Origin of the sequence: Arthrobacter sp. B0490 (genome assembly GCF_002929355.1) — a bacterium.
Taxonomy (GTDB): Bacteria; Actinomycetota; Actinomycetes; order Actinomycetales; family Micrococcaceae; genus Arthrobacter_D.
Genome location: NZ_PJIR01000003.1, coordinates 502,759 through 525,578, shown reverse-complemented (window position 1 = coordinate 525,578; position 22,820 = coordinate 502,759). Strand labels below are relative to the sequence as shown.

Sequence of the window (22,820 nt, the reverse complement as noted above, 5' to 3'; positions counted from 1 at the left end):
AGATCTTTGTGAGGGATGTCGATTACGGCGGTGTGCGTCTGTGCTCCGTCGCTGATTGGCGTCTTGGTAACTCAAGAGTTCTGAGGTTCCCCTGCGCTGAGGGGATTTCAGGGGCTCGATCAAGGCGGTGACCACGACGGCGAGGCAAGCAGGGCCGCCAATAAGCCGGCAGGTAGGTTTCGGTCGAGGTGCATTTTGTTGAAGCTGCTGCCGGGGCAATCTGACTAGTTGTCCACATCATCGCAGTGAGGCTTTACTTACGACAGGGCGTGTTTTCGGCGAAGGCCTTATGCTCGAACAGCCGTCTGGTCACTCGACGACTTCCCACCGTTTTCTTACGACCTATGGGGTTTCATGCTGCCGTCCACACCTCCGCCTGACCGTTTCACGTCCAGTATCGCCGAATCGAAGGTGCGTACCTCGACGGCCGTCGTTGGCGGTGTGGCCCTGTTCCTCGTCGTCATCGGACTCATCACCAGCGGACTCAGCGGCGCGCTCATCGTGGCCGTGCTTTTCGCACTCTTCACGGGCCTCTACACACTCCTGACCAACTGCCCGTCCTGGGTGCGCCTCGGCGGGCGCAGGGCCGGGGCCATCAGCGCAGGAGCGGCCGTCGTCGCTCTGCTCACCGCTTGCGCGACCGGGCCAGCTTCAGAATCTGCCCCGGTAGTCGTCGCCGAAGCAACCGAACAAGCCGAACCGACCGCAAGCGCGACCGCGTCCGCGAAACCGGAGCCGTCCCCGACCGCAAGCGCGACGGCGTCGGACCTTGCGCCGCTCGACTCCGAAGCTGTCACGAACGTAAGCGGCTCGCCCCAGGCTCCTTCCGACCAGCCAGCCTTCAACACCACGGCGCTCGCGCTGCTGGAGACGCTTCCGGTCAAGGGCCGCGCACCGAAGACCGGCTATGACCGCGAGCAGTTCGGGCAGGCCTGGGCCGACGTCGACCGCAATGGATGCGACACGCGCAACGACATGCTGAACCGCGATCTGACGGACGTCGTCCACGCCAATTCCGTGCCCTGCAAGGTGCAGTCAGGTGTGCTGGACGACCCCTACACCGGGACCGAGATCCCGTTCCTTCGGGGTCAGGACACGAGCAGTGACGTGCAGATCGACCACGTCGTCGCACTGTCCGATGCGTGGCAAAAGGGCGCTCAGCAGTTGACCTTCGACCAGCGAGTCGCGTTCGCCAACGATCCGCTGAATCTCCAGTCCACCGACGGCCCCACCAATCAGCAGAAGAGCGACGGCGACGCTGCCACCTGGCTGCCGCCCAACAACGGATACCGCTGCGAGTACGTGGCGCGTCAGGTCTCGGTCAAGGCGACGTACACCCTGTGGGTCACGCAGGCCGAACACGACGCGATGATGCGCATCCTCTCCGACTGCACCGGTACCCTCGCGCCGACCGATCAGGTGGCACCATCGGTCGTACCACCGGCTGAACCGGTCGAGACGCCTGCGCCCGCGCCTGTCGTCGAGCAGCCCGTCGCTCCCGTCCCGGTCCCCGTCGTGCCGGAACCGGTAGCACCACCGGTCGTCGCCCCTGCCCCGGTCCAGCCTGCGCCGGTCACACCTGCGCCGGTCGCACCTGCGCCGGTCGCTCCCGCCCCAGCAGCGAGCTACGCCAACTGCGCCGCGGTACGCGCCGCCGGAGCAGCGCCGATCTACGCAGGCACGCCCGGCTTCGAAGCCAAGTTCGACGGTGACGGCGACGGGGTGGGCTGCGAGAGCTGACGGACCGCACCACAGGTAACGGCGGCGGGTCGGTCACCCAGGTGACTCGCCGCGCCGCGAGCGGCGCCTCCGACGTCCGCGGGAAGTCTCGAGGACGAAACGCCTTACGAGCCCCTCGTCCCTGATGCGCTGCAGGTCGGCGAGGGGCGGTCCACCCGTGACCATGTCCTCTGCGAAGGACTCCACTCCGGTGAGTTGGCCGATGTGGCGCCGTAGATGGACGGGCGGAGGTCCGCCAGAAGTTTCATTGCCTCGGGCGACCAAGCCTCAGCCGCGCAGGTCGGTGCTGAGGATCGACATCATCAGTGCATCCACCCACTCACCGTCCCAGTGCAGCGCGTCCCGCATCCGCCCCTCCTCGACGAAGCCGATCTTCCGGTACGACTGCACGGCGCGCGGGTTGAACGCGTACACCTCAAGCGCGACCCGGTGCAGCCCGATCACGTCGAAGGCATGGGCGATCACTGCCCGTCCGGCTTCCGTGCCGTAGCCCTGACCGAGCGCGCCGGGACCGCTCAGGCCGATGCGGTAGCCCATCGACGCATTGTTCCGGGCGAGGTCGTTCAGCACGATCTCCCCGAGGTACTGGCCCGTGTCACGCCGCACGACGGCCCAGTCGGCGCGGTCTTCGGCGGCGGCCACCGTCCGGAGCCACGCACGGATCTGCTCCTTCGAGAACCGCGCGTGCGTACCGGTCAGGCGCAGGGTCTCCACGTCATTCACGCTCGCCCAGAGACCGTCGAGATGCTCGGCCCCCTGGGGTTCGAGGCGAAGGCGCGGAGTCTCGAGGGTCGGAAGGCTGGTGAAGTCGTAGTCGGCGATCGTCATCCCATGATTGTCGGCCGAGGGATGGGTGCACGGACAATGCGCGGGCACATCCCAGCCGTCCGGGGGCGCCCGCTATGGAATCCAGCCCGCGGCCCCGGTGCGGCAGAATGGCAACCATGGACCGGGCCGCAGAGATCTCAGCTTTCCTGCGCTCGCGACGCGCACGGCTCTCACCCGCCGACCTCGGTGCTCCCTTCGACGGCAGGGTACGCCGCGTGCCCGGTCTCCGCCGCGAGGAGGTGGCGCGGCTCGCGGGGATGAGCGCCGACTACTACATGCGGATCGAGCAGGGCCGCGGGGGTGCGGTGTCCCTCGAGATCATCGACGCGATCGCCCAGGCCCTCCGGCTCGACACGGTGGAACGGAACCACCTCCTCAACCTCTGCGGCACCCCGACGCCACACCACGCACCCGCGTACGAGCCCCAGCGGGTGCGGCCCGGACTGTACGACCTGCTGTCCGTCATGGAGTCGGTCCCCGCGATCATCCTCGGCCGCCGCACGGACGTGCTCGCCAGCAACCGCCTGGCGCGGGCGCTCATGACCGATTTCGAGGCACTGCCGGCCACCCACCGCAACTACGCACGCTTCATCCTGCTGGACCCGAAGGCCCGGGAGCTCTACCAGGACTGGGAACAGGTGAGCGAGCAGACCACCGCGATGCTCCACCTGGATGTCGGACGCTTCCCTGACGACCGCCGGCTCGCCGAACTCATCACCGACCTCCGCGAGGGCTGCCCCGAGTTCACCCGCTTCTGGGAAGACCAGAACGTCCACGAGAAGGACCAGGGCGAGATCCGCTTCAACCACCCGGTGGCCGGCGAGTTCGTGCTGCACTACCAGACCCTCCTCGTCCCGGGCGAGGCGGACCAGAGCGTCTGCACCTACTACGGGGCGCCGGGCTCCAGCAGCGAGGCCGCGCTCGCGCGCCTGGCGCAGGCGACGTCGTCGTCGCCGGCCAACGCCTGACACCTGTGGCGTGGTTCACGGATCTGCCTAGCCCTGCGCAACCTAGGTTCAGCGGGGTAGGGCAAGCGCCCTGACGGGATGTGCGGGGGTGATGGACTGGAGTCCGGACCGACCCCGAACGGCAGGAGCCTCACCGATGACCGCAGCACCCGACCCCTCGGTGCCCGTCAGCCTGCGCCTGCTCCACGAGGAACTCGTCGCCGCCACAGACGGCCTGCAGGACGACCAGCTCGCCGCACTCGTCACCGAGATCCAGCAGGCCGGTCGCGTGTTCGTCACCGGGGGAGGGCGCAGCGGGCTCGCCCTGCGCATGCACGCCATGCGCCTCATGCACCTGGGCCTGACCGTCCACGTGGTGGGCGAGACGACGACGCCGGCCATCGGCGACGGCGACCTGCTCCTCGTCGCCTCCGGCTCCGGCACGACCGCGGGCGCGGTCTCCGCGGCCGGGACTGCGGGCGACGTCGGAGCCCGCGTGGCGGCCCTGACCACTGATGGCACCTCGAAGCTTGCGAACCTCGCGGACTGCGTGGTCGTCATCCCCGCAGCCCAGAAGACCGACCACCGCGGGACGGCATCGCGCCAGTACTCGGGCAGCCTCTTCGAGCAGTCCCTCCTCCTGGTGCTCGACGCCGTCTTCCACACCCTCTGGCAGGCCGACGGCACCCCCGCCGAAGACCTCTGGACCCGGCACGCGAACCTCGAATAGCGCGCGCCGCACCCATCGACCGATCCCAGCTAGCAAAGGACACCCCATGAAACTGCAACTCGCCATGGACGTACTGACCGTCGACGACGCCCTCGAGCTCTCCGGGAAGGTCGCCCAGTACGTCGACATCATCGAACTCGGCACCCCGCTGGTCAAGAACGCGGGCCTCTCCGCCGTGACCGCCATCAAGGAGGCCCACCCGGACAAGATCGTCTTCGCGGACCTCAAGACGATGGACGCCGGCGAGCTCGAAGCCGACGTCGCCTTCAAGTCCGGCGCCGATCTCGTGACGGTCCTCGGCGTCGCCGACGATTCCACCATCTCCGGAGCCATCAAGGCCGGCAAGGCCCACGGCAAGGGCGTCGTCGTCGACCTCATCGGCGTCGACGACAAGGCAGCCCGTGCCAAGGAAGTCACCGCCCTGGGCGCCGAGTTCGTCGAGTTCCACGCCGGCCTCGACGAGCAGGCGCAGGAGGGCTACGACCTCAACACCCTGCTCACAGCCGGCAGGGAGTCGGGTGTCGCCTTCTCGGTCGCGGGCGGCGTGAAGCTCGCCACCCTCAAGGACGTCCAGGCCTCGGGTGCCGACGTCGCCGTCGTCGGCGGTGGCATCTACAGCGCCGATGATCCCGCGAAGGCCGCGAAGGAACTGCGCGCGGCGATCAGCTGATCAACCCGCTCGACCAGGAGGACAACGAACAGGCCGGCCCCTCGGGGCCGGCCTTTCCTGTCTTGCCGGTCTACCGGCTTACGAGCTCGAACGGCGACGACGCGGCTCCGGTCCAGCGGAACAGGTCGAGCACGGCGGTCTGCTTGGTGACCCCGTCCTCGACGACGCGACCCTGCGTGGCGATGTAGAAGTAGCCGTTGCCGAGGGACTCCATGCCGACGTCGGCGGTGAAGTTCCAACCGCGGATGCCCGTCGGCTCGTGGCGCAGCCCCTGCTCAAGGAGTGGCAGCAGCAGGCCTTCCTCACGGGTGGGCTGTCCCGCGAGGACGCCGCGCGTGGGGCGGGAAGAGCCATCGATGGCGAAGAGCGAGAAGTTGGGGAAGTGCTCCTTCACGCCCTTGTAGACGCCGAGGAGCCAGGTGTGGGTGAAGGCGTCGTAGTTCAGGTTCTGCACGCCGTACGTGGTGTTGCCCGTACGGACGAAGTACTTGCCGTCGGTGGTCGCAGGGCCGCTCGTGTGCGGGGCGGTCTGCGTCAGGGGCTGCTCGTACTTCTTCCAGCGCGTGACGTCGTACTGCAGGAGCACCTGATGGTCGTTGTCGGTGCGCTCCGTGTTGGAGTAGACGCCGTACGCGACCGTGAGGAGCTGCTTGCCGTTCTTGCGTCCGAACGCAGGGCCGAAGGAGACGCCGTCGATCCCGCTGCTGCCGTACCGGTGGTCGGGGGTGTCGGCGACGTTGCCGTCGAACACCCCGTCGCCGTCCATGTCCGCGGTGAAGTCCCGCACCACCTCGTCGAGGTAGACGGCAGTGACGATGCCGTCCGTCTCGGCGTCCATGTCCACTCCCGTGATCCGGTCCACGTCGAAGATGGCGATGTAGAAGGACTCGGCCTCCTTGTACTCCAGCGACCCGTAGACGCGACCGTCCTTCTCGTTGAAGTCGAGGTCCCCGAGGTGCCCGGTGAAGCCGGTGACGGTGCCAAGCACGGTGCCGTCGAGGTCGGTCTTCACGAGCATCGAGGTGAAGGAGTAGTAGACCACCTCGTTCCCGGTGTCGACGGCGATGCCCTGGACGTGCCCGGCGGGCCAGGCGCCGCCGTCGATCGTGGCGGGGAAGTCCTCGACGGCGGGCTTCGCGGCACCGGTGACGAGCACTGCGGACAGGAGAAGAGTGATGGCGCGGACGATCGCTTTCATGGGGCTCCTCGTCGGGCGGTGGTGCTCTCACCTCCACGCTGTCGAGGGGGAGCCACGGGCCGGTGGCCTCCACGGAGCCCACGGGTGAACAGCCCGCGAAGACGCGCCTATGCCCGGAGGGGAGGGGTCGTGGCGCGCACGATCAGCTCCGGCGGGAGCAGGACGCTCGCTGCGGGCTCACCCTTGATCCCCGTCAGCAGGGCCTCGACGCTCAGGGTGCCCATGCGCTGCAGGTCGGAGCGGACCGAGGTCAGGGGGACCGGAAGGGTCGCGGCGAGGTCGAGGTCGTTGTAGCCGATGAGCGCGACGTCGTCCCCGACCCGCTTCCCGGCATCGCGGATGGCACCCATGGCACCGAGGGCCAGGAGATCGTGCACGGCGAAGATGGCCGTGGGCGGTTGTGGCAGCCGCATCAGCTCGCCGGCTGCCACCAGCCCGGACGGCGTACTGAACGCGGACTCCACGACATAGGGATCCGGGAGCGGGTAGCCGGCGGATTCGAAGGCCCTGCGGAAGCCGAGCGTGCGCTCGCGTCCGGTGCTGGCCAGCTGGTCCCCGGCGATGACGCCGACGCGGCGGTGGCCCAGCTCCAGGAGGTGCTCGGCCGCGAGCTGCCCTCCGCGGTAGTCATCGGTGGTGACCGACAGGTGTCCCTCGAGCTTGCGCATGACGAGCACGTAGGGGATCCCCGAACGGCGCAGCTCATGGGCGACCGTGTCGCCGATGTGCGAATCGCCGATGATGACGCCGTCGATCCTGCGCGAGAGCATCGCGTCGAGGCGCACGCGGCGGTGCTCCCGATCATCCAGGGTGTTCGCGACGACGGTGCCGTACCCGGCCGCGCTCGCCGCCGCGTCGATGCTCTCGTAGATCGAGGCGAGCACGAGGTCCGTGAGGCGGGGGACGAGGACGCCGATCAGGCGGGAGCTGCCCGTCCGCAGCCCCGCCGCGCCCTCATCGCGCCGGTATCCGAGGACCGCCGCCAGCTCGCGCACCCGCAGCACCGTGTCGGCGCCGATGCCGGCAGGATCGGCACTCAGCGCGCGCGACACCGTCGAGACGTGCACCTGCGCGTGACGCGCGACGGTCGCGAGGGTGACCGGACGTGGGCGTACCGGTGGGGCGCTGGGATTCTCCTTCATCGCCTCGAGTCTAGGGTTGCCAACGCGCGAAATGCGCTCCCTCGCGGCACATTGCGCAAAGGTTTGCGGCCGACGACTTCTCACGGAGGTTTCACCCGGCGGAAACATTGACGAAACCAGGCGGCCGTAGTGTGATGTACACCATACTCTGCAGCGCAGCCTCCTTCCGGCCCATAGGCGCAAACGATTGCAGGAAGGACTACTTCCATGTCCCAGGCACCCTCCCGCGAGACCCTCGACCGCCTCGATACCGGGGTGACCGAGCTGTCCGCCTTCCACGACGGCGATCGCCCCGGCTGGACCCGTGAGGTGTTCAGCGAGCCGTACCGCGCCTCGCGCGACTGGACGGCGGCCCGCATGCGCGACGCCGGGCTCGAGGTCCACGTCGACGCCGCCGGCAACATCGTCGGGCGGCTCCCCGGGACGGAGCAGTCGGCTCCCGCCCTCGTCACGGGCTCCCACACCGATACGGTCGACGGCGGTGGCCGCTTCGACGGCATCGTCGGGGTCCTCGGCTCCATCGAGGCCGCCCGACTGCTGCAGGAATCGGGCACGCGGCTCCGGCGGGACCTCGTCGTCGTCGACTTCCTCGGCGAGGAGTCGAACGTCTTCGGGCTCAGCTGTCTCGGTAGCCGGTCCGCCGCGCAGGAACTGACATCGGCGGACCTCGACCGTCGCGACTACCGCGGTGTCACCCTCGGGCAGGCTTACGCCGACTACGGGCTCGAGCCTTCCCGGCTGCTTGACGTCCCCTGGGCGAAGCGGCCGCTGCACGCGTTCGTCGAACTGCACATCGAGCAGGGCCCCACCCTCGAGAAGCGGGGGCTGCCGCTCGGCGTGGTCACCGCGATCACCGGGATCGAGCGGTTCGTCGCCACCTTCGCGGGAGCCGCCGACCACGCGGGCACGACGTCGATGGACGACCGGCGCGATGCCATGGTCGCGGCCGCCGAAGCCGTCCTCGCGGTGCGGTCCGAGGGCTGCGGTGCGCCGACCCACGGCGTGGCCACGTCCACCCGCGTCGAATCGGAATCGCGCTCACCGAACGTCGTCCCCTCCCTCGTCCGGATGTACAGCGAGGTGCGCAGCGTCGACCCGGCCTGGCTGTCCGGGGTGAAGGGTCGCCTGACGGCCGAGATCGCGGCGAAGGCGGCGGCACTCGGTGTCGACGTCGGCTTCGAGTGGTCCACCGACAACGCGGTGGTCCAGGCCGCTCCCGGTGTCCAGGACGTGGCCGGAGCCGCCGTCGACGCCCTCGGCCTGCCCTGGATGCCGATCCCGAGCGGCGCCACCCACGACGCCGTGCACATGGCCGACCTCGCCCCCATGGGCATGATCTTCATCCCCTCGAAGGGCGGCAAGAGCCACTGCCCCGAGGAATGGAGCAGCACCGCGGACATCGCCACCGGCGTGGACGCGCTCGTGGGGACCCTCCGCCGGCTCGACGCCCTCGACAGCCGCCCCTCCTGACCCCATCCACCCTGCCCCTGGAGCTCCCATGGAAACAGCACTGACCCCCGAAGGACTGTCCACGGACATCCTTGCAATCGCCAACATGCCCGTCCTCTGGGTCCTGGCACTCGGCGTCTTCGCGGCCATCATCGTCCAGTCACTCGTCTACATGAAGGCCGCCAGGAAGGCCGGCCCCGCCGCCGAGATCTCCGAGGAGGAGCTCAAGACCTCCTTCCGGGCAGGAGCCATCGCGGCCATCGGCCCGTCCCTGGCCGTGGTGCTGGTGAGCATCGCCCTCCTCACCCTCTTCGGGACACCCGCCGTGCTCGTGCGCATCGGCCTCGTCGGATCCGCGGCCACGGAATCGGCCTCCGCCAGCCTCGCCGCAGGAACCATGGGCGCGACGCTGGGTGGGCCGGACTACACGCAGGCGGTGTTCGTGGTGGCCTTCATGGCCATGAGCATGTCGGGCGCGGGCTGGATGCTCGCCACGCTGATCCTGACCCCGATCCTGCGGCGCGGAGACACGAAACTACGCCGCGTGAACCCTGCCCTGATGGCGATCGTGCCGGCGGCCGCCCTCATCGGCGCCTTCGCCAGCCTCGGTCTCGCCGAGCTCGGCAAGACCCCCGTCCACATCCTGTCCGTGATCGTCTCCGCCATCACGATGGCGATCTGCATCACCCTGGCGAGCAGGACCAGGGCGACCTGGCTGAGGGAGTGGGGCCTCGGCATCTCCATCATCGTCGGACTGATCGCCGCGTACATCGCCCACACCTCCGGCTTGGCCCCCGCCGCCTAGGCAGTACCTCACCCGAAAGGATCCACCATGTCGTCTGCAGATACTGCCATCACTCGGGACGCCTCACTCGCCGAGTTCGACCGCACCACGTCCCGCTGGGGCCAGCTCACCATGGGTGTGGCGCTCTTCCTCTCCCTGGCCGCACCGCTCTACCTCGTCCTCTTCACCGACCTGGGCATCACCGCGAGCATGATCTGGACCGCCTATCTCGCCGTCGCGGCCGCCTTCTTCGTGCTGTGGTTCGTGGAGCCCATCACCTATTACCCGGTGCTCGGCCCTGCCGCGATGTACCAGGCGTTCATGATCGGCAACATCGCGAACAAGCTCCTTCCCTCGGCGCTCGTGGCGCAGGCCGCCATCGGGGCCAAGGCCGGCACCAAGCGCGGAGAGTTCGCGGCCCTCATGGCCATCTGCGGCGCCGCCATGGTCCACGTGCTCTCCATGCTGTTTTTCGTGGGCATCCTCGGCACCTGGCTGGTCAGCATCATCCCCACGGACATCGTCGACGTCGCACGCCTCTACATCTTCCCCGCGATCATCGGCGGCGTCCTGGTGCAGCTCGTCGTCACCATGAAGCAGCCGCGCGTCACGGTGATCGCCGTCGTCGTCGCCGCGCTCGTGCTGTTCGTGCTGGTACCGGCCGTCCCGGCCCTGGCGAAACCGGCCACCGGCGTCGTCGTCCTGATCACCGCGGTCCTCGCCTGGTTCCTGCGCTCGCGCAAGGCTCCGGCGACTCCCACCACCCTCGTCAACTAGGCTCCGATACCGAACCGTTCGAAAGGACACCATGACCATCGACACCGCCGTCTTCGATCTCTCCGACACACACACCACAGCGATGCACGAGCTCTACCGCCACCTGCACGCCCATCCTGAACTCTCCATGCAGGAGACGCACACCGCCGCCTTCATCCTCGACAAGCTGAACCACCTCGGGCTCGAGACCTTCCTCTGCGGTGGCACCGGCGTCGTCGGGATCCTCCGCAACGGCGACGGACCGGTGATCGGCTACCGTGCCGACACCGACGGCCTGCCCATGAAGGAGGACACGGGCCTCGACTACGCGAGCACGACGACGGGCGCCCTCACGGACGGGACCGAGGTCCCGGTCATGCACGGCTGCGGTCATGACACGCACATCACGGTCGGCCTGACCGCGGTGCAGCTGCTGGCCGAGAACCGCGACGCGTGGGCCGGCACGGTGGTCTTCATCTTCCAGCCCGGCGAGGAGACCGGAGAGGGCGCCGAGGCGATGGTCGAGGACGGCCTGTGGGACAAGGCGCCGAAACCGGAGATCATCTACGGGCAGCACGTGTGGCCCGGGCTCGCCGGGACGGTGAACATCACCAAGGGCACGGCCATGGCGATGGCCGACTCCTGGAAGGTCACCGTGCACGGCAAGCAGGCGCACGGCTCGCAACCGGAGCAGTCCATCGACCCGATCGTCCTCGGCGCCCACATGGTGGTCCGCATCCAGACGATCGTCTCGCGCGAGGTGCACCCCATGAAGTCCGCGGTCGTCACGATCGGCACCTTCCACGGCGGCCTCAAGGAGAACATCATCCCGGCGTCGGCGGAGTTCACCCTCAACGTTCGGACGTTCGACCCCGAGGTCCGCGAGCTCGTCCTCGGCTCGCTGCGCAGGATCATCAGCGCCGAGGCCGCGGCGTCCGGCGCGCCCGAGCCCGGGATCGAGGAGATCACGAGCTTCCCCCAGTGCTACAACGACCCCGCGTCCACCACCGACCTGATGGCCGTGCTCGGCGACGTGCTGGGCGAGGACGCGGTCATCGAGTCCCCGCCCGTGATGGGCAGCGAGGACTTCGGCCTCCTGGCCGAGGCCATCGGGGTCCCCAGCGTCTACTGGTTCTTCGGCGGACACTCGCAGGACCGGCTCGACGGCGGCACCCCTCCGGGCAACCACTCGCCGTTCTTCGCCCCGGTGATCGAGCCGACGCTGAGCACCGGTGTGCGGGCGGCGATGACGGCGCTGCTGTCCAAGGTGGGGGCCGCGTGAGCAGTACCCTCCACGAGCTGTCCGCCGTCGAGCTGACCGGTGCCATCCGCCGTCGTGAGGTCTCCGCGCGTGAGGCGCTCGAGGCGCACTTCGATCGCATCGATGCCGTCAACGGTCCGATCAACGCCGTCATCACGGAGGACCGGGAGGGTGCCATGGCCCTCGCGGAGGCGGCCGACGAGCTGACGATGTCCGGCGCGGACGTCCCGCCGCTGCACGGTCTGCCCATGACGCACAAGGACACGCACAACACGAAGGGGCTGCGCACCACGCAGGGCTCCGCCGTGTTCAGGGACTTCGTGCCGACGTTCGACGACCTCATCATCGGGCGCCTCAAGAGCGCTGGAGTCGTGACGACGGGCAAAACGAACGTGCCGGAATTCGCCGCCGGGTCGCACACCTTCAACGAGGTGTTCGGCACGACGGTCAATCCGTACGACACGAGCCGGAGTGCGGGCGGCAGCAGCGGGGGAGTGGCGGCGTCGATCGCGGCCCGCATCCAGCCGCTCGGAGACGGCAGCGACATGGGTGGCTCCCTCCGCATCCCGGCGTCGTTCTGCAACGTCGTCGGGTACCGGCCTTCCATCGGCGTGGTGCCATCGCTGCCGACGCGCAACGCCTGGGCGTGGCTGGGCCGCAACGGCCTGATGGCCCGCGACGTCGAGGACATCGCCCTGGGCATGACCGCGATCGCCGGTGCGGACCCCGCCCTTCCCTACGCCTACCCCGTGGCGGGCTCGTACGGCGCCTCCCTGCACCGGGATCTCACGGGGCTACGCATCGGCTGGTCCGCCGACTTCGGGCTCGGGGTCCCCGTGGACCGCGAGGTGCTGCGGGTCCTCGAGGGGCAGCTACAGGTCTTCACCGACCTCGGGGCCATCGTCGAGGAAGCGGCTCCGGACCTGCGCGATGCGGACCAGGTGTTCGGGACGACGCGCGCGTTCGACTTCGTGCTGGGCCTCGGTGAGCTCGTCGAGAAGCACGGGGACACGATCAAGCCCGAGATCCGCTGGAACGTGGAGCAGGGTCTGCAGCTGACGGCGCAGGACCTGGTGGACGCAGCGCTCGCCCGGACGCGGCTCGATACGGGTGTGCGGCGCTACTTCGGCAAGTACCACGTGTTCGCGAGTCCGACCACGCAGGTGCTGCCGTTCGACGCCGCCGCGCGCTACCCGACGTCGGTGAACGGCGTGGAGTTCGAGACGTACCTCGACTGGATGCGCTCGGCCTGCCTGATCTCGGCGACGGGACTGCCGGCCGTCTCGGTGCCGGCGGGCTTCAGCGACAGCGGGCTGCCCGTGGGACTGCAGCTCGCGATGCCGCACGGCAGCGACGTGGAGCTGCTGCAGGTGGCACATGCGTTCGAGCAGGCGACGGAGTGGGGGAAGCGGGCGCCGGAGCTCTAGGGCGACATCCAGCGTGAGTCCTTCAGCTTCGACGGAGCCTCGGACCGAACGCCTCGGTCAGCAGGGAAGCCGCGTGCTCGTTGACCGACCAGAGAAGCTTGTGCCGCCTGCCGTCGACCATTTCAAGGTTGAGACGCGAGGTGATGATTCCGGTCTTCAGGTCGGCCTCGGTCATCAGCTCACGGCTCAGCACGAGGGTGCGCTGCGGGTGACGTCCGACCTCACGCGCCCAGAGGTCGTTCTCGACCTCTACCGAGTCGCCCGGTCTGAGGCGACCCTCGTCGAGAGCCTTCTCTGCGGCCGAAACGGCTCGCAGGCCCAGGACGCCCGCTGCGACCGCCGCACCGCCCAGAGCACCGCCTTTGGCTGCGGCTCGAAGAGTCAGTTCACGCCGTCCGATCCTGACCAGATGCTCCGGGGTGAGCCACAGTTCCCCGTGGCCCCAATGCAACCACCCCGTGGTGCACGAGTCCGCGAGAAGAGAAACCCTCATGGCTGCGGACACTTCGTCATCGGTAACCGCATGACGGAAGTGTCCTGGAGGATCACCCGCCGGTTCGTGAGGTCGATGAAGCCCGTGCCGACTCCGATGCAGGCGTCGACGGCGATGACCTGCTCACCCTGCAGTACGCCGCACAGGACGATCCGGTTCATGCGGATTGCTTCCGATCGGTCGTCCTGGTCATCCTGACGATTGCCGGATCTTTCGGGTCCTGCACCATTCGGACTCCTGCAGCTTCGGCTTGCGCCTGGCACCACTTCCTCAGCCCGCCGGGAGCGAGGTCGGCCAGCTTCACATCACCCGTAAGGTGCTGCCCGACGAGTGCCCCGAACAGTCCGATATGGACCCCGCTCGACCGCAACTGGCCATCCTGCAGCGCAGCGAGGAACGCGTCTCGGAGGTGCTCCGAGTTCGGCTCGGAGGCCGGAACGAGGCGAGTCACGTGTCGCCTGAGATGCCCGGTAGCGGAGGGCTTGGCTGCCTTCGGCGGTGCTGTCGGAGGCGACGGCGGCACAGGACTTTCCTTCGGCCGGCTCGACAGCAGCACCGGTGCCGGCGCGGGAGCCGGCGCTTCGAGGAGCGGCGCCAACTCCAGATGAAGTGCGGCCAACTCGCGGTGAATGGCTGCGATGCGGGAGGAAGGGGCGGGCTTTACGGCCGGGGGAGCGAGCTTGCTGTGCACCGCCTCCGGTACGGAGCAGCGGAAGAGATCGGACAGTGTCCCGGCCAGGGCGAGGTGCTCGGCCTGCGAGGAGAGGATGAGGGGCGTGGGCGTGTAGCGCCGCTCGACGGTCCCCGCCAGCCCTTCGAGCGCCCCATGCACTACGCCGAAGCGAAGACGCTCGATCCGCGTTGCGGGCTCGAGCTGCGGCGAATACACGCACTGGTAGGGATTGACGTCGTGCGGATCGAGTGCCGGAAAGTGTCGGGGCGCAACCGTGAGTCGGAGTGCCGTGCGCACGGCGTCGAGCTGCCGGGCCACCTGCTCGATCGGGTTGGCCACTTTCGCACCGTTCGCGAGGGCCCATGGTTCGCCGACGTCCTTCACCTCGGCGACTGCGGCCGGGTACCGCTTCCATTCGCTCAGGATGAAGGTCCCCCTCAGCGTGTTGTAGAACAGCCAATCGACCTCGGCGACGGGAAGCCCGGGTGCGTCGACCCGGCAGTTGCTGAAGGCCCACACGTGGTCACCCAGCAGCTGGTGCAGGCGCGTCACGTCGGTGGGAGCCGCGCGATGGGCGGCGCTGTTCGTCGAGGGGAAGTGCAGCAAGGAACGCTCTCGGTCGGGGAGGGGAGGGAAGGGGCAGCGAGCGTCAGAACGACGGCAGGGCGCCGGCCACCGACGCCAGGAGAACCGCGGGTGCGGCGAGAAGCCAGCCGATCCGTCGTCGTCGTGCCTGTTCCACCAGCCGGTGCAGCGCCTCGAAGGATCCGCCGACGTCGCTGGGGTTGTTCAGCGCCGAGGGCGCTCGCCGCCACGTCGACGGCTGTGCGGCCGCCGCCGACAGGAGGGAGACCTGCTCGGGCGAGAGGACGACCGGCTGCCGGGTGATCCAGCGCAGCAGCTGGGTCTGGGTGAGCACGGAGACCGTCCGATGCTTCTCCTTCACCGTCACCTGACGCGCACCGACGACGACGATCGCCGCTTGAGCGACAACGTTGCTGCGTATTGCCGCGGAGAGCAGCTTCCCCGCCCGGACGGCTTCGTGCTCCGAGTTGCGGACGTACGGATACCGCGTCCCGGCCACCATGAAGGTGCCCTTCGCCGCCCACACGTTCTGGCCGACGTGCCGCTTCGCGTTGATCGTGAAGACCCCGGTCGGGCCGATCACCACATGGTCGATGTCGGAGGACTTCTCGCCCACGGGAACGGCATGCAGGACGGTCCACTCCGGTCCCAGCGACGCGAGGGTACGGCCGACGGCACGCTCGCCCAGAGCGCCCCAGTACCAGGGACGGCCTTCGGGGCCGAGCGGGTGGACGCCGAAGGTCCGCGCCACCAGCCCACGTGGGGAGTTGGTGCTGTGGACGTCGAGCAGTTGCTCCATCACGGCTTGCCCCGGGATGCGGTTCCTGAGCAGCCCCAGTGTTGCCGGCTCGATGTGCGCGGCGTCGTCGAGCGGCGCGACGGCGTTCACGGCCTGTGTCCGTAGTTCATGCGGATCCCCTTGAGCAGCCCGGACGAGCTGAGCCTCGACGGGTACGACGAATCTATCGCCCGGTCCTCAGCAAGGGGCCTGTCTGCTACGCCGGTTGGCGGCAGGATTCCCTCAGCATTTCCGCACCTCGCGGCGGACGGGCCGCCGGACCGCCCGAAGGCGGGCGGCTACGCTGGTCAGGGCCGCGGAACGAGCGGTCACAGCCACAGGGAGAACAGTGCACGGTCTCAACTTCACCGCGATCGACTTCGAGACCGCGAACAGCAAGCGCGGCTCGGTGTGTGCCGTAGGCCTCGCGAGGGTGATGAACGGCGTCGTCGTCGAATCCGCGTCCTGGCTGATTCGACCCCCGCGCTCCGTCAGCGAGTTCTCCCCGATCAACGTCGCCGTCCACGGCATCCGTCCCGCCGACGTCCGCACGGCCCCAGGATGGCCCGAGAGCCTTCGGCGCATCGTGGATTTCACGGGAGACGACCCGTTCGTCGCCCACAACGCGTCCTTCGACCGCTCGGTGCTGCGCGGGGCATGCGCGGAGTCGGGGCTGGCAGCGCCGGAGAACCCGTTCCACTGTTCGGTCGCTCTCGCCCGCCGCCTCCTGGGCCTCGAGGTGAACAAGCTCCCGCACATCGCGAGAGCACTCGGCCTGGGCGCCTTCCGGCATCACGACGCCGGGAGCGACGCGGAGATCTGTGCCGCCGCCGTCGTCGCCATCGCACGGAAGCATGCGCTGCACTCGCTGGACGCGCTGTGGCCCGCGGCGCAGCCCGCGCGGTCGCGCTGAGAGCCGGCGGGACCTACGGCGCGAGAACCAGTGCCCGGCGCCGCCTCCATCGCGCGAACGCGATGGGCGCCCACCGGCACAGCGCCCAGTAGCCCACCCCGACCGGCAGGGACCCCACGACGGCGAGGACCGGGTGGATGGGGAGCAGCACGGGATAGACGAGCCAGTGCGTGAGGTAGATGTACAGGGACGCGGCGGCGAGCCAGCCCGTGACGCGCCGCAGGATCGACGGCACGGGCAGCGCCGGCACCCACGTGATCAGCAGCAGGCCGACCACGATGGTCGCCTCACGGAGCGGGTGGTCGAAGAAGCCCGGCACGGTCAGCACGGCGAGGGCGGACACCAGCAGGCGACGTCGGGTGTCCCCGGCCCGCGCCACGGCCCAGCCCAACGCGAAGAGCCAGAACACCGGAAGGGGCTTGGGCAGGCCGGGATCGACGATGTCGTACCGGCTGAGCAGCGTGACCGCCAGGAGGCCCAGGGCGAAGGCGAACGGTGCACGTCGCTCGAGCCGGTCCACCCAGGGCACGGCGAGCAGCGCCGTGACGGCGACGAGCACGTAGACGAGCATCTCGACGAACCAGAAGTGCCACTCGCTGGTGACCTCCTGCGGCCCCACCATGCCGTTGAGCAGGAAGATGTTGGCGACGCTGTAGTTGTCGGTGAGGACATACGCCACCGCGATGAACGCGACCGAGGGGACGACGATCCTCGCCAGGCTCCGGGCATGGCGCCTCAGCCGCGCAGGCCGGTCCCCGGTCAGCTGGAACCGTGCGAAGTTGAAGCCGGCGACGACGAACAGCAGATGCGCGGTGTGGAACGTGAACAGCTCGACGTGGGCGGCCACGATGCAGATGATCGCGACGGCCCGCAGCACGATCGACGGTTCCAGGAAGGAGACGAACCGTCGGCGCCGGGGCCTGCCGCGGGCCGACAGCTCGCCCACGGTCAGGAGATGCCAGTCGGTGGGCAGCGGACCGAGGGCCGCCTCCAGCCGGACGGACAGTGCGACATAGGAGAGCGAGTCGCCGTCGAGCGTGACGAAGGTGTCCGTCCCGCGCACATCGGCGCGGTCGAGGCATTCCGCGAAGATCCGCGGCACATCGGCGGGACCCTCCTGCTGCGGTCGTTCGGCGGCGGGGGCCCCGGTCTCCGGTGCCGCCAGGCCCCGGACGGCGGGGTAGTCGATCTTGCCCGTGGCCAGCCGGGGCAGGCGCTCCACCGGGTGCAGCCCGACCGCAGCCCGCGGCAGGCCCAGGTCGGTGGCGAGGATTTTCGCCAGGAGGTCCGTGTCGTGTCCGCCCTCGACCGCGATCACCAGGCCGTCGTCGGAGCCGGCGACGGCGGTGACGGCGCCCAGGTCGCCGAGGATCCGCTCGACCTGCCCGAGGTCCACCCGCAGACCGGCGATCTTCACGAACCGGCTGCGACGACCCACCACCTCGTAGAGGCCGTTCGGGTGCCGGCGGGCGAGGTCCCCGGTCCGGAGTTCGTGCAGTTCGCGCCCGCGCGCGAGGTCGCCGGGACGCTCGGCGTAGCCCAGCATCACGTTCGGGCCGGTGTAGACCAGCTCTCCATCGGGCAGGCCCTCGACCGGATCGATCCGGAAGGAGCCGCCGGGTACCGGCACCCCGATGGTCTCCGGGTGCTCCGCCGCCAGGTCCGGGGGCAGGTAGGCCATCCGTGCGGTGGCCTCCGTCGCCCCGTACATGACGTAGAGGTCCCAGCCCCGCCGCTGGCCCGTCTCGGCCCAGGACCGGACCTTGTCCGGCGCCAGCCGTCCACCGGCCTGGGTGACGTAGCGCAGGCTCGGCAGGTCCATGTCCGCGAAGCCCACCCGGTCGAGCAGGTCGAAGCTGTACGGCACGGCGGCGAAGGAGGTGGCGCCGTGCTCACGGAAGACGTCCCAGAAACAGGGGTCGACGACGGACAGGTCCGTGAGCACGAGACCGGCCCCGCGGGCCAGGTGGCTGTTGACCACGGAGAGGCCGTAGCAGTAGGAGAACGGCAGGGTGGTGGCGGCCCGGTCGTCCGGGCCGATGCCCAGGTACTCGGCGATGGACCGCGCGTTCTCCTCGAGGTTCGCCCGGGACAGCCGCACCAGCTTCGGGGAGCCGGTGGACCCCGAGGTGCTGAGCAGCAGTGCTAGATCGGGATGGAGCTCGTGCCGCGTGCCGGGCCACCGCTCGTCGACGTCGAGCGAGCCGTTCCCGGTCCGGAGCACCACATCGGGCTCGTAGCCGGAGACGAGGGATTCGAGCGCGGCGGGCTTGTCCGCCGGCACCACGAGCAGCGGGTGACCGGCCGTGATCGCCGCGAGGTACGCCACGAGGGTCTCCACGTCGTTGCGTGCCGCGAGCAGGACGAGGCGTCGCTCTGTGCCGAGGCGCACCACGACGTCGTCGACGCGGGCCGCGAGCTCGAGGTACGAGAGCACGCCGCCGGCGGTGAGGATCACCGGCCGGTCGCCGTGACGGGCGAGGTCGGTGAACGTGGCCTCGGAGAGGTCCGGGTCGAGGCTCATGGGGCTACCGGGGGTCGGGGGGCGTTACGGGGCGGGGTGGTGACGGCCCGGTCGCCGACGAGGAGCGTGGGGGAGGTGCCGGGTGCCACCGTCACGACGACCGCCGTGCCGACGGGGTGGCGTACGTCGTGGGGCTGCCAGGACCGCAGGGTCCGCCCCGACGCCAGCGTCACATGGTGCAGCACGAACGCGCCGTGGTACTCCACGGCCGAGACGTGGGCGGTGGCGTCCGCGGCCGGGCGCAGGGCCACCTCGTGGGGCCGGAGGACGACGTCGACGTCCACGTCGCTGTCCGCCCACCCGGGAACCGTGGAGACGACGCCGATCTCGCAGGTCAGCAGGGCGCGGTGCACGTGGGCGGGCAGGAAGTCGGCGTCCCCCATGAACGAGGCGACGAAGCGCGTGGCGGGCTGCTCGAAGACCTTCTCGGGCGCATCGGCCTGTTCGATCACGCCGTCGTGCATGACGACCACGCGGGTCCCCACGGACAGCGCCTCCGTCTGGTCATGGGTGACGAGCACGCCCGTGGTGCCGGTCTCCCGCAGCGCCGCCACGGTGTCGCGGCGCACCTGCGCGCGCAGCGACTCGTCGAGGCTGGAGAACGGTTCGTCGAGGAGGACGACGGCGGGGCGCGGCGCCAGCGCGCGGGCGAGGGCCACGCGCTGCTGCTCGCCGCCGGAGAGCTCGTGCGGGTACCGGTCCGCGAGGTGGGCCAGCCGGACGAGGTCCAGGAGGTCGCCGACGCGCTTCCGGCGCTCGCCCCGCGGCAGCCGGTCGAGCCCGAACTGCACGTTCCGGGCCACGGTCAGGTGCGGGAAGAGTGCATGGTCCTGGAACACGAGCCCCACGCGGCGGTTCTCCGGGTTCACGAACCGGGTCCCGTCCGCGACGACGTCGCCGGCCACGGTGATCCGCCCGGCGTCGGGCCTCTCCAGGCCCGCCACGAGCCGCAGCGTCGTCGACTTGCCGCAACCCGAGGGTCCGATCAGGGTCACGAGTTCACCGGCGGGGATGGCGAGGTCGAGTCCCTCCACGCCGCGGGCGGACCCGTAGCGCTTGGCCACCCCTTCGAGGGTGAGCGCCGGCGGGGCGCCCGCCGGGCCTGTACCGGCCGGCGGCGCGCTCTGCATCTGTGCCGTCACTGTCCTTCCCTTCCGGAGGCGGTCCCGTGTACTTCGCGCCGTCGGGTCTGGCGGACGAGGACGAAGACGGGGATGATGGCCGCCGCCACGATGACGAGGGCCGGGAGGGAGGCCTTCTCCCAGAAGTTCTCCCGTGCGAGCTCGTAGACCCAGACGGAGGCCGTAGTGAACCCGAAGGGCCGCAGGAGCAGCACGATGGGCAGTTCCTTGATCGCGTCGATCACCACCAGCATCAGCGCGACGGCGACACCGGGGCGGGCGAGGGGCAGATGCACCCGGCCGAGGATCCGGCGCGGTCCTGCCCCGAGGCTCAGCGCGGAGGACGTGAGGGTCGGGGCGATCTTCTCGAGGCTCGCACTCACCGACTGGTAGGCCGGGGCGAGGAACCGGATCACGTAGGCGTAGAGGATGCCGACCACCGACCCGGTGACGATCAGTCCGGTGCCCCCGGGGACCCCGGCGCGTTCCAGGGCGGTGTCGAGGGCGGCGAAGGACAGCAGGACCCCGATCCCGATGACGGCCCCGGGCACCGCGTACCCGAACGTGGTCAGCTGCGCCGCGTAGGAGACGAGACGGCCCCCGCCCATGCGGATCGCGTGGCCGACCCCCAGGGAGATGGCGACGCACGCGACGGCGGTGATCGCCGCCACCAGGAGGCTGTTGGCCAGGTACTCGGCGAAGCGCGGGTCCGCGAGGAAGGACGCGTCGGAGGCGGCCTGCCCGAACGCCCAGATCAGCAGTTGCCCCACGGGGATGAGGAACCCGGCGGACAGGGCCGCCACGCAGACCGCCATCGCGATCCAGGCGGGCACGCCCCGCAGCCGTTCCGGCTGGAAGCCCTGCCGGCGTCCGCCCTGCTGGTGGTAGCGTGCACGGCCGCGCAGCGCCCGTTCGGCGACCAGGACGGCCACCGCGAACAGCAGGACCAGGACCGCGAGCTGTGTCGCGGCGTGGAAGTCGAACGTGCCCTTCCAGACGAGGTAGACGCCCACCGAGACGGTCTGCACGTTGAAGTACTGGACGGTGGCGAAGTCGGTCAGCGTCTCCATCATCACCAGGGCCAGTCCCGCGGCCAGGGACGGCCGGGCGAGCGGCAACACCACACGTCGCAGGGCCTGCCCGCGATTGGCACCCAGGGTGCGGGCGGCGTCGTAGGTCCCGGACGACTGCTCGATCAGCGCCGAGCGCGCCATCAGGTAGACGTAGGGGTAGAGGGACAGCGTCATCACGAGGATCGCGGCGGGCAGCGAGCGGACCTCGGGCACCCAGACATCCGTCCCGAACACGGTCCGCAAGAGGGACTGCACAGGGCCGGCGACGTCGAAGACGGACAGGAAGATGAAGCCGAGGACGTAGGCCGGCACCGCCAGGGGCAGGACGAGCAGCCACACCAGCAGATCGCGCAGCGGGAACCGGTAGGCGGTGACGAGCCACGCCAGGCCCCCGCCCACCAGCAGCGCCCCCGCGCCGACGCCCAGCATCAGGGCGAGGGTGGTGAGGATCATCGGGACGAGGTCCCGCGGCGGGGCGGTGCCGCCGAGGCTGCCGAGGCCGTCGAGAACGACCGCCAGGACGGGGGTGGCGACGACGGCGGCGACGGTCACGACCAGCGTCGACCAGGCGGGCCGGCCGACGCCGTACGTCCGGTAGCGACGGCGGGGCGGCCGTGGCTCGGCGAGCGCCGCCGTGCCCGTCACTTGTATCCGGCCTCGGCGAGCAGGTCGACGGCGTCGGCGTTGAGCGTCCCGTAGGCCTCGGCGTTGAGCGGCATCCGCGTGAACTCGCCGAACCCGGCGATGACCGGCTCGGGCTCGACGGTCGGGTTGACGGGGAACTCGTGGTTGGCGTCCACGAAGGCGTTCTGCCCGTCGGTGGCGAGCCACTCGATGAGCTTCTGCGCGTCCTCCGCGCTGTCGGAGCCTTCGACCACGCCCGCGCCCGAGATGTTCACGTGCGTCCCGGCGCCCTCCTGGCTCGCCCAGTACAGGTCCACGTTCAGGTCGGGATTCTCCTCGAGGGTCCGGGCGAGGTAGTAGTGGTTGTTGATGCCGACATCGCACGTCCCGGCGTCGATGGCATCCAGGAGGAGGACGTCGTTGCTCAGGATCTCGACGTCGTTGGCCACCCAGCCCTCGACGATCTCGAGGGCCCGCTCCCGGCCGTGGAGGTCGATCAGGCCGGCCACGAGCGACTGGGTGTAGGCGGAGGTGGCGTCCCGCATGCACAGCCGGCCCTTCCACTTCGGGTCCGCGAGGCCCGCGTAGGTCTCGGTCGCATCGAAGTCGGCGGGGTCCACGGCGTCGGGGTTGTACGTGACCGTGCGCGCGCGCAGGGCGAGCCCGTACCAGCGTCCCTCGTCGTCGCGCAGGTCCTCGGGGACGGCTTCGTCGAGCACCGGGGAATCGGTGACGGCGAGTTCGCCCTGGCGCGCACCGTTCCAGAGGTTGCCGGCGTCGACCGTCATGAAGACGTCGGCCGGGGTGTCGTCGCCCTCGGCCTTGAGGCGCTCGAGGAGCTCGGCGTCGTCGCCGGTGATGAATTCGACGGTGATGCCCGTCTCGTCGGTGAACTGCCCGAAGGCACCCTCGAGGTCGTAGTGCCGCGCGGAGTAGATCTGGAGGTCGGCCGAGTCGCCGCCGATGGCACTGCAGCCCGTGAGGATCGAGGTCAGGGCAGTCAGTCCGACGAGGGTGGCCGTCAGGGGGCGCGGGTGCATCAGGTCTCTTCTCAGGCAGTGGGGGTGTCCGTCGAACGCGAGGCTCTCAACGAGCAAGGGTAGC

The 22,820-nt window shown here is 69.7% G+C and carries 21 protein-coding genes; 10 read left to right on the top strand and 11 right to left on the bottom strand.

The annotated features are described in order from the left end of the window. Window positions 1-411: 411 nt before the first annotated feature. Complete coding sequence (locus CXQ97_RS07890) at window positions 412-1,740, top strand: DUF1524 domain-containing protein (protein ID WP_258062411.1); 1,329 nt, start codon at window positions 412-414, stop codon at window positions 1,738-1,740. A 267-nt stretch (window positions 1,741-2,007) separates the two neighbouring features. Here CXQ97_RS07890 and CXQ97_RS07885 read toward each other — a convergent pair whose 3' ends face one another. After that, window positions 2,008-2,568 (bottom strand): GNAT family N-acetyltransferase, encoded by a 561-nt coding sequence (locus CXQ97_RS07885; RefSeq protein ID WP_104180271.1) that lies wholly within the window; start codon window positions 2,566-2,568, stop codon window positions 2,008-2,010. Between the two features lie 116 nt (window positions 2,569-2,684). Between CXQ97_RS07885 and CXQ97_RS07880 the strand changes: the two genes are divergently transcribed. The 3 genes from CXQ97_RS07880 to hxlA all read left to right on the top strand — a co-directional run bounded on the left by CXQ97_RS07880 (window position 2,685) and on the right by hxlA (window position 4,915). Continuing rightward, window positions 2,685-3,536 carry a helix-turn-helix transcriptional regulator gene (locus CXQ97_RS07880; protein WP_104180355.1) on the top strand — a complete coding sequence of 284 codons (852 nt, stop codon included), beginning with the start codon at window positions 2,685-2,687 and terminating at the stop codon, window positions 3,534-3,536. Between the two features lie 136 nt (window positions 3,537-3,672). Further along, window positions 3,673-4,245, top strand: a complete 573-nt coding sequence (gene hxlB / locus CXQ97_RS07875) for a 6-phospho-3-hexuloisomerase (protein WP_104180270.1) — start codon at window positions 3,673-3,675, stop codon at window positions 4,243-4,245. Window positions 4,246-4,291: 46 nt separating this feature from the next. Next, entirely contained in the window at window positions 4,292-4,915 is a 624-nt protein-coding gene (gene hxlA, locus CXQ97_RS07870) for a 3-hexulose-6-phosphate synthase (RefSeq protein ID WP_104180269.1), read from the top strand. Between the two features lie 70 nt (window positions 4,916-4,985). Here the strand turns inward: hxlA and CXQ97_RS07865 are convergent, their stop codons facing one another. Both CXQ97_RS07865 and CXQ97_RS07860 read right to left on the bottom strand, forming a co-directional pair. Further along, window positions 4,986-6,113, bottom strand: a complete 1,128-nt coding sequence (locus CXQ97_RS07865; protein WP_104180268.1) for a hypothetical protein — start codon at window positions 6,111-6,113, stop codon at window positions 4,986-4,988. 107 nt (window positions 6,114-6,220) lie between these two features. After that, window positions 6,221-7,255 carry a LacI family DNA-binding transcriptional regulator gene (locus CXQ97_RS07860; RefSeq protein ID WP_104180267.1) on the bottom strand — a complete coding sequence of 345 codons (1,035 nt, stop codon included), beginning with the start codon at window positions 7,253-7,255 and terminating at the stop codon, window positions 6,221-6,223. 207 nt (window positions 7,256-7,462) lie between these two features. Between CXQ97_RS07860 and CXQ97_RS07855 the strand changes: the two genes are divergently transcribed. Genes CXQ97_RS07855 through CXQ97_RS07835 form a run of 5 tightly spaced genes read left to right on the top strand, consistent with a single transcriptional unit; the run spans window position 7,463 to window position 12,932 of the window. Beyond that, the gene (locus CXQ97_RS07855) at window positions 7,463-8,725 is read left to right on the top strand and encodes a M20 family metallo-hydrolase (RefSeq protein WP_104180266.1); all 1,263 of its coding nucleotides are present in this window, start codon (window positions 7,463-7,465) and stop codon (window positions 8,723-8,725) included. Window positions 8,726-8,753: 28 nt separating this feature from the next. Next, complete coding sequence (locus CXQ97_RS07850; protein ID WP_104180265.1) at window positions 8,754-9,509, top strand: DUF5058 family protein; 756 nt, start codon at window positions 8,754-8,756, stop codon at window positions 9,507-9,509. A 27-nt stretch (window positions 9,510-9,536) separates the two neighbouring features. Next, window positions 9,537-10,265, top strand: a complete 729-nt coding sequence (locus tag CXQ97_RS07845) for a hypothetical protein (RefSeq protein WP_104180264.1) — start codon at window positions 9,537-9,539, stop codon at window positions 10,263-10,265. A 31-nt stretch (window positions 10,266-10,296) separates the two neighbouring features. Further along, entirely contained in the window at window positions 10,297-11,526 is a 1,230-nt protein-coding gene (locus CXQ97_RS07840; RefSeq protein WP_104180263.1) for an amidohydrolase, read from the top strand. After that, a complete protein-coding gene (locus CXQ97_RS07835) occupies window positions 11,523-12,932 on the top strand; it encodes an amidase (protein WP_104180262.1) in 1,410 nt (469 codons plus the stop codon). Before CXQ97_RS07840 ends, CXQ97_RS07835 begins: the two co-directional genes overlap by 4 nt. A gap of 22 nt (window positions 12,933-12,954) precedes the next feature. Here CXQ97_RS07835 and CXQ97_RS07830 read toward each other — a convergent pair whose 3' ends face one another. The 4 genes from CXQ97_RS07830 to CXQ97_RS07820 are packed head-to-tail and all read right to left on the bottom strand — an operon-like array spanning window position 12,955 to window position 15,572. Continuing rightward, a complete protein-coding gene (locus CXQ97_RS07830; protein ID WP_104180261.1) occupies window positions 12,955-13,425 on the bottom strand; it encodes a hypothetical protein in 471 nt (156 codons plus the stop codon). Further along, window positions 13,422-13,586, bottom strand: a complete 165-nt coding sequence (locus CXQ97_RS19790; protein ID WP_181035017.1) for a hypothetical protein — start codon at window positions 13,584-13,586, stop codon at window positions 13,422-13,424. Before CXQ97_RS19790 ends, CXQ97_RS07830 begins: the two co-directional genes overlap by 4 nt. Beyond that, window positions 13,583-14,704: a hypothetical protein gene (locus CXQ97_RS07825; RefSeq protein WP_104180260.1), complete on the bottom strand. Its 1,122-nt coding sequence runs from the start codon at window positions 14,702-14,704 to the stop codon at window positions 13,583-13,585. Before CXQ97_RS07825 ends, CXQ97_RS19790 begins: the two co-directional genes overlap by 4 nt. Before the next feature lie 43 nt (window positions 14,705-14,747). Beyond that, window positions 14,748-15,572 (bottom strand): nuclease-related domain-containing protein, encoded by an 825-nt coding sequence (locus CXQ97_RS07820; protein ID WP_258062410.1) that lies wholly within the window; start codon window positions 15,570-15,572, stop codon window positions 14,748-14,750. A gap of 238 nt (window positions 15,573-15,810) precedes the next feature. On the opposite strand from CXQ97_RS07820, the gene CXQ97_RS07815 reads away from it, so the two are divergent. Further along, window positions 15,811-16,374, top strand: a complete 564-nt coding sequence (locus CXQ97_RS07815) for a 3'-5' exonuclease (RefSeq protein ID WP_181035006.1) — start codon at window positions 15,811-15,813, stop codon at window positions 16,372-16,374. A gap of 13 nt (window positions 16,375-16,387) precedes the next feature. On the opposite strand, the gene CXQ97_RS07810 is transcribed toward CXQ97_RS07815, so the two are convergent. From CXQ97_RS07810 to CXQ97_RS07795, 4 genes are read right to left on the bottom strand one after another with little or no spacing between them, the layout of a single operon-like run. Beyond that, window positions 16,388-18,898 carry an AMP-binding protein gene (locus CXQ97_RS07810; RefSeq protein ID WP_104180258.1) on the bottom strand — a complete coding sequence of 837 codons (2,511 nt, stop codon included), beginning with the start codon at window positions 18,896-18,898 and terminating at the stop codon, window positions 16,388-16,390. After that, window positions 18,895-20,040, bottom strand: coding sequence for an ABC transporter ATP-binding protein (locus CXQ97_RS07805; RefSeq protein WP_258062409.1), 1,146 nt, complete (start codon window positions 20,038-20,040; stop codon window positions 18,895-18,897). Before CXQ97_RS07805 ends, CXQ97_RS07810 begins: the two co-directional genes overlap by 4 nt. Continuing rightward, window positions 20,037-21,737, bottom strand: coding sequence for an iron ABC transporter permease (locus CXQ97_RS07800; RefSeq protein WP_104180257.1), 1,701 nt, complete (start codon window positions 21,735-21,737; stop codon window positions 20,037-20,039). Before CXQ97_RS07800 ends, CXQ97_RS07805 begins: the two co-directional genes overlap by 4 nt. Further along, on the bottom strand, window positions 21,734-22,813 hold the full coding sequence (locus CXQ97_RS07795; RefSeq protein WP_258062408.1) for an extracellular solute-binding protein: 1,080 nt from the start codon (window positions 22,811-22,813) through the stop codon (window positions 21,734-21,736). Before CXQ97_RS07795 ends, CXQ97_RS07800 begins: the two co-directional genes overlap by 4 nt. Window positions 22,814-22,820 lie beyond the last annotated feature (7 nt).

Bases quoted from the DNA above. Each gene is read 5' to 3' on its own strand.
- CXQ97_RS07865 (WP_104180268.1), bottom strand. From the start codon at position 6,113: ATGAAAGCGATCGTCCGCGCCATCACTCTTCTCCTGTCCGCAGTGCTC.
- CXQ97_RS19790 (WP_181035017.1), bottom strand. From the start codon at position 13,586: ATGAACCGGATCGTCCTGTGCGGCGTACTGCAGGGTGAGCAGGTCATC.
- CXQ97_RS07885 (WP_104180271.1), bottom strand. From the start codon at position 2,568: ATGACGATCGCCGACTACGACTTCACCAGCCTTCCGACCCTCGAGACT.
- CXQ97_RS07860 (WP_104180267.1), bottom strand. From the start codon at position 7,255: ATGAAGGAGAATCCCAGCGCCCCACCGGTACGCCCACGTCCGGTCACC.
- CXQ97_RS07810 (WP_104180258.1), bottom strand. From the start codon at position 18,898: ATGAGCCTCGACCCGGACCTCTCCGAGGCCACGTTCACCGACCTCGCC.
- CXQ97_RS07850 (WP_104180265.1), top strand. From the start codon at position 8,754: ATGGAAACAGCACTGACCCCCGAAGGACTGTCCACGGACATCCTTGCA.
- hxlB (WP_104180270.1), top strand. From the start codon at position 3,673: ATGACCGCAGCACCCGACCCCTCGGTGCCCGTCAGCCTGCGCCTGCTC.
- CXQ97_RS07855 (WP_104180266.1), top strand. From the start codon at position 7,463: ATGTCCCAGGCACCCTCCCGCGAGACCCTCGACCGCCTCGATACCGGG.
- hxlA (WP_104180269.1), top strand. From the start codon at position 4,292: ATGAAACTGCAACTCGCCATGGACGTACTGACCGTCGACGACGCCCTC.
- CXQ97_RS07880 (WP_104180355.1), top strand. From the start codon at position 2,685: ATGGACCGGGCCGCAGAGATCTCAGCTTTCCTGCGCTCGCGACGCGCA.
- CXQ97_RS07830 (WP_104180261.1), bottom strand. From the start codon at position 13,425: ATGAGGGTTTCTCTTCTCGCGGACTCGTGCACCACGGGGTGGTTGCAT.
- CXQ97_RS07840 (WP_104180263.1), top strand. From the start codon at position 10,297: ATGACCATCGACACCGCCGTCTTCGATCTCTCCGACACACACACCACA.
- CXQ97_RS07845 (WP_104180264.1), top strand. From the start codon at position 9,537: ATGTCGTCTGCAGATACTGCCATCACTCGGGACGCCTCACTCGCCGAG.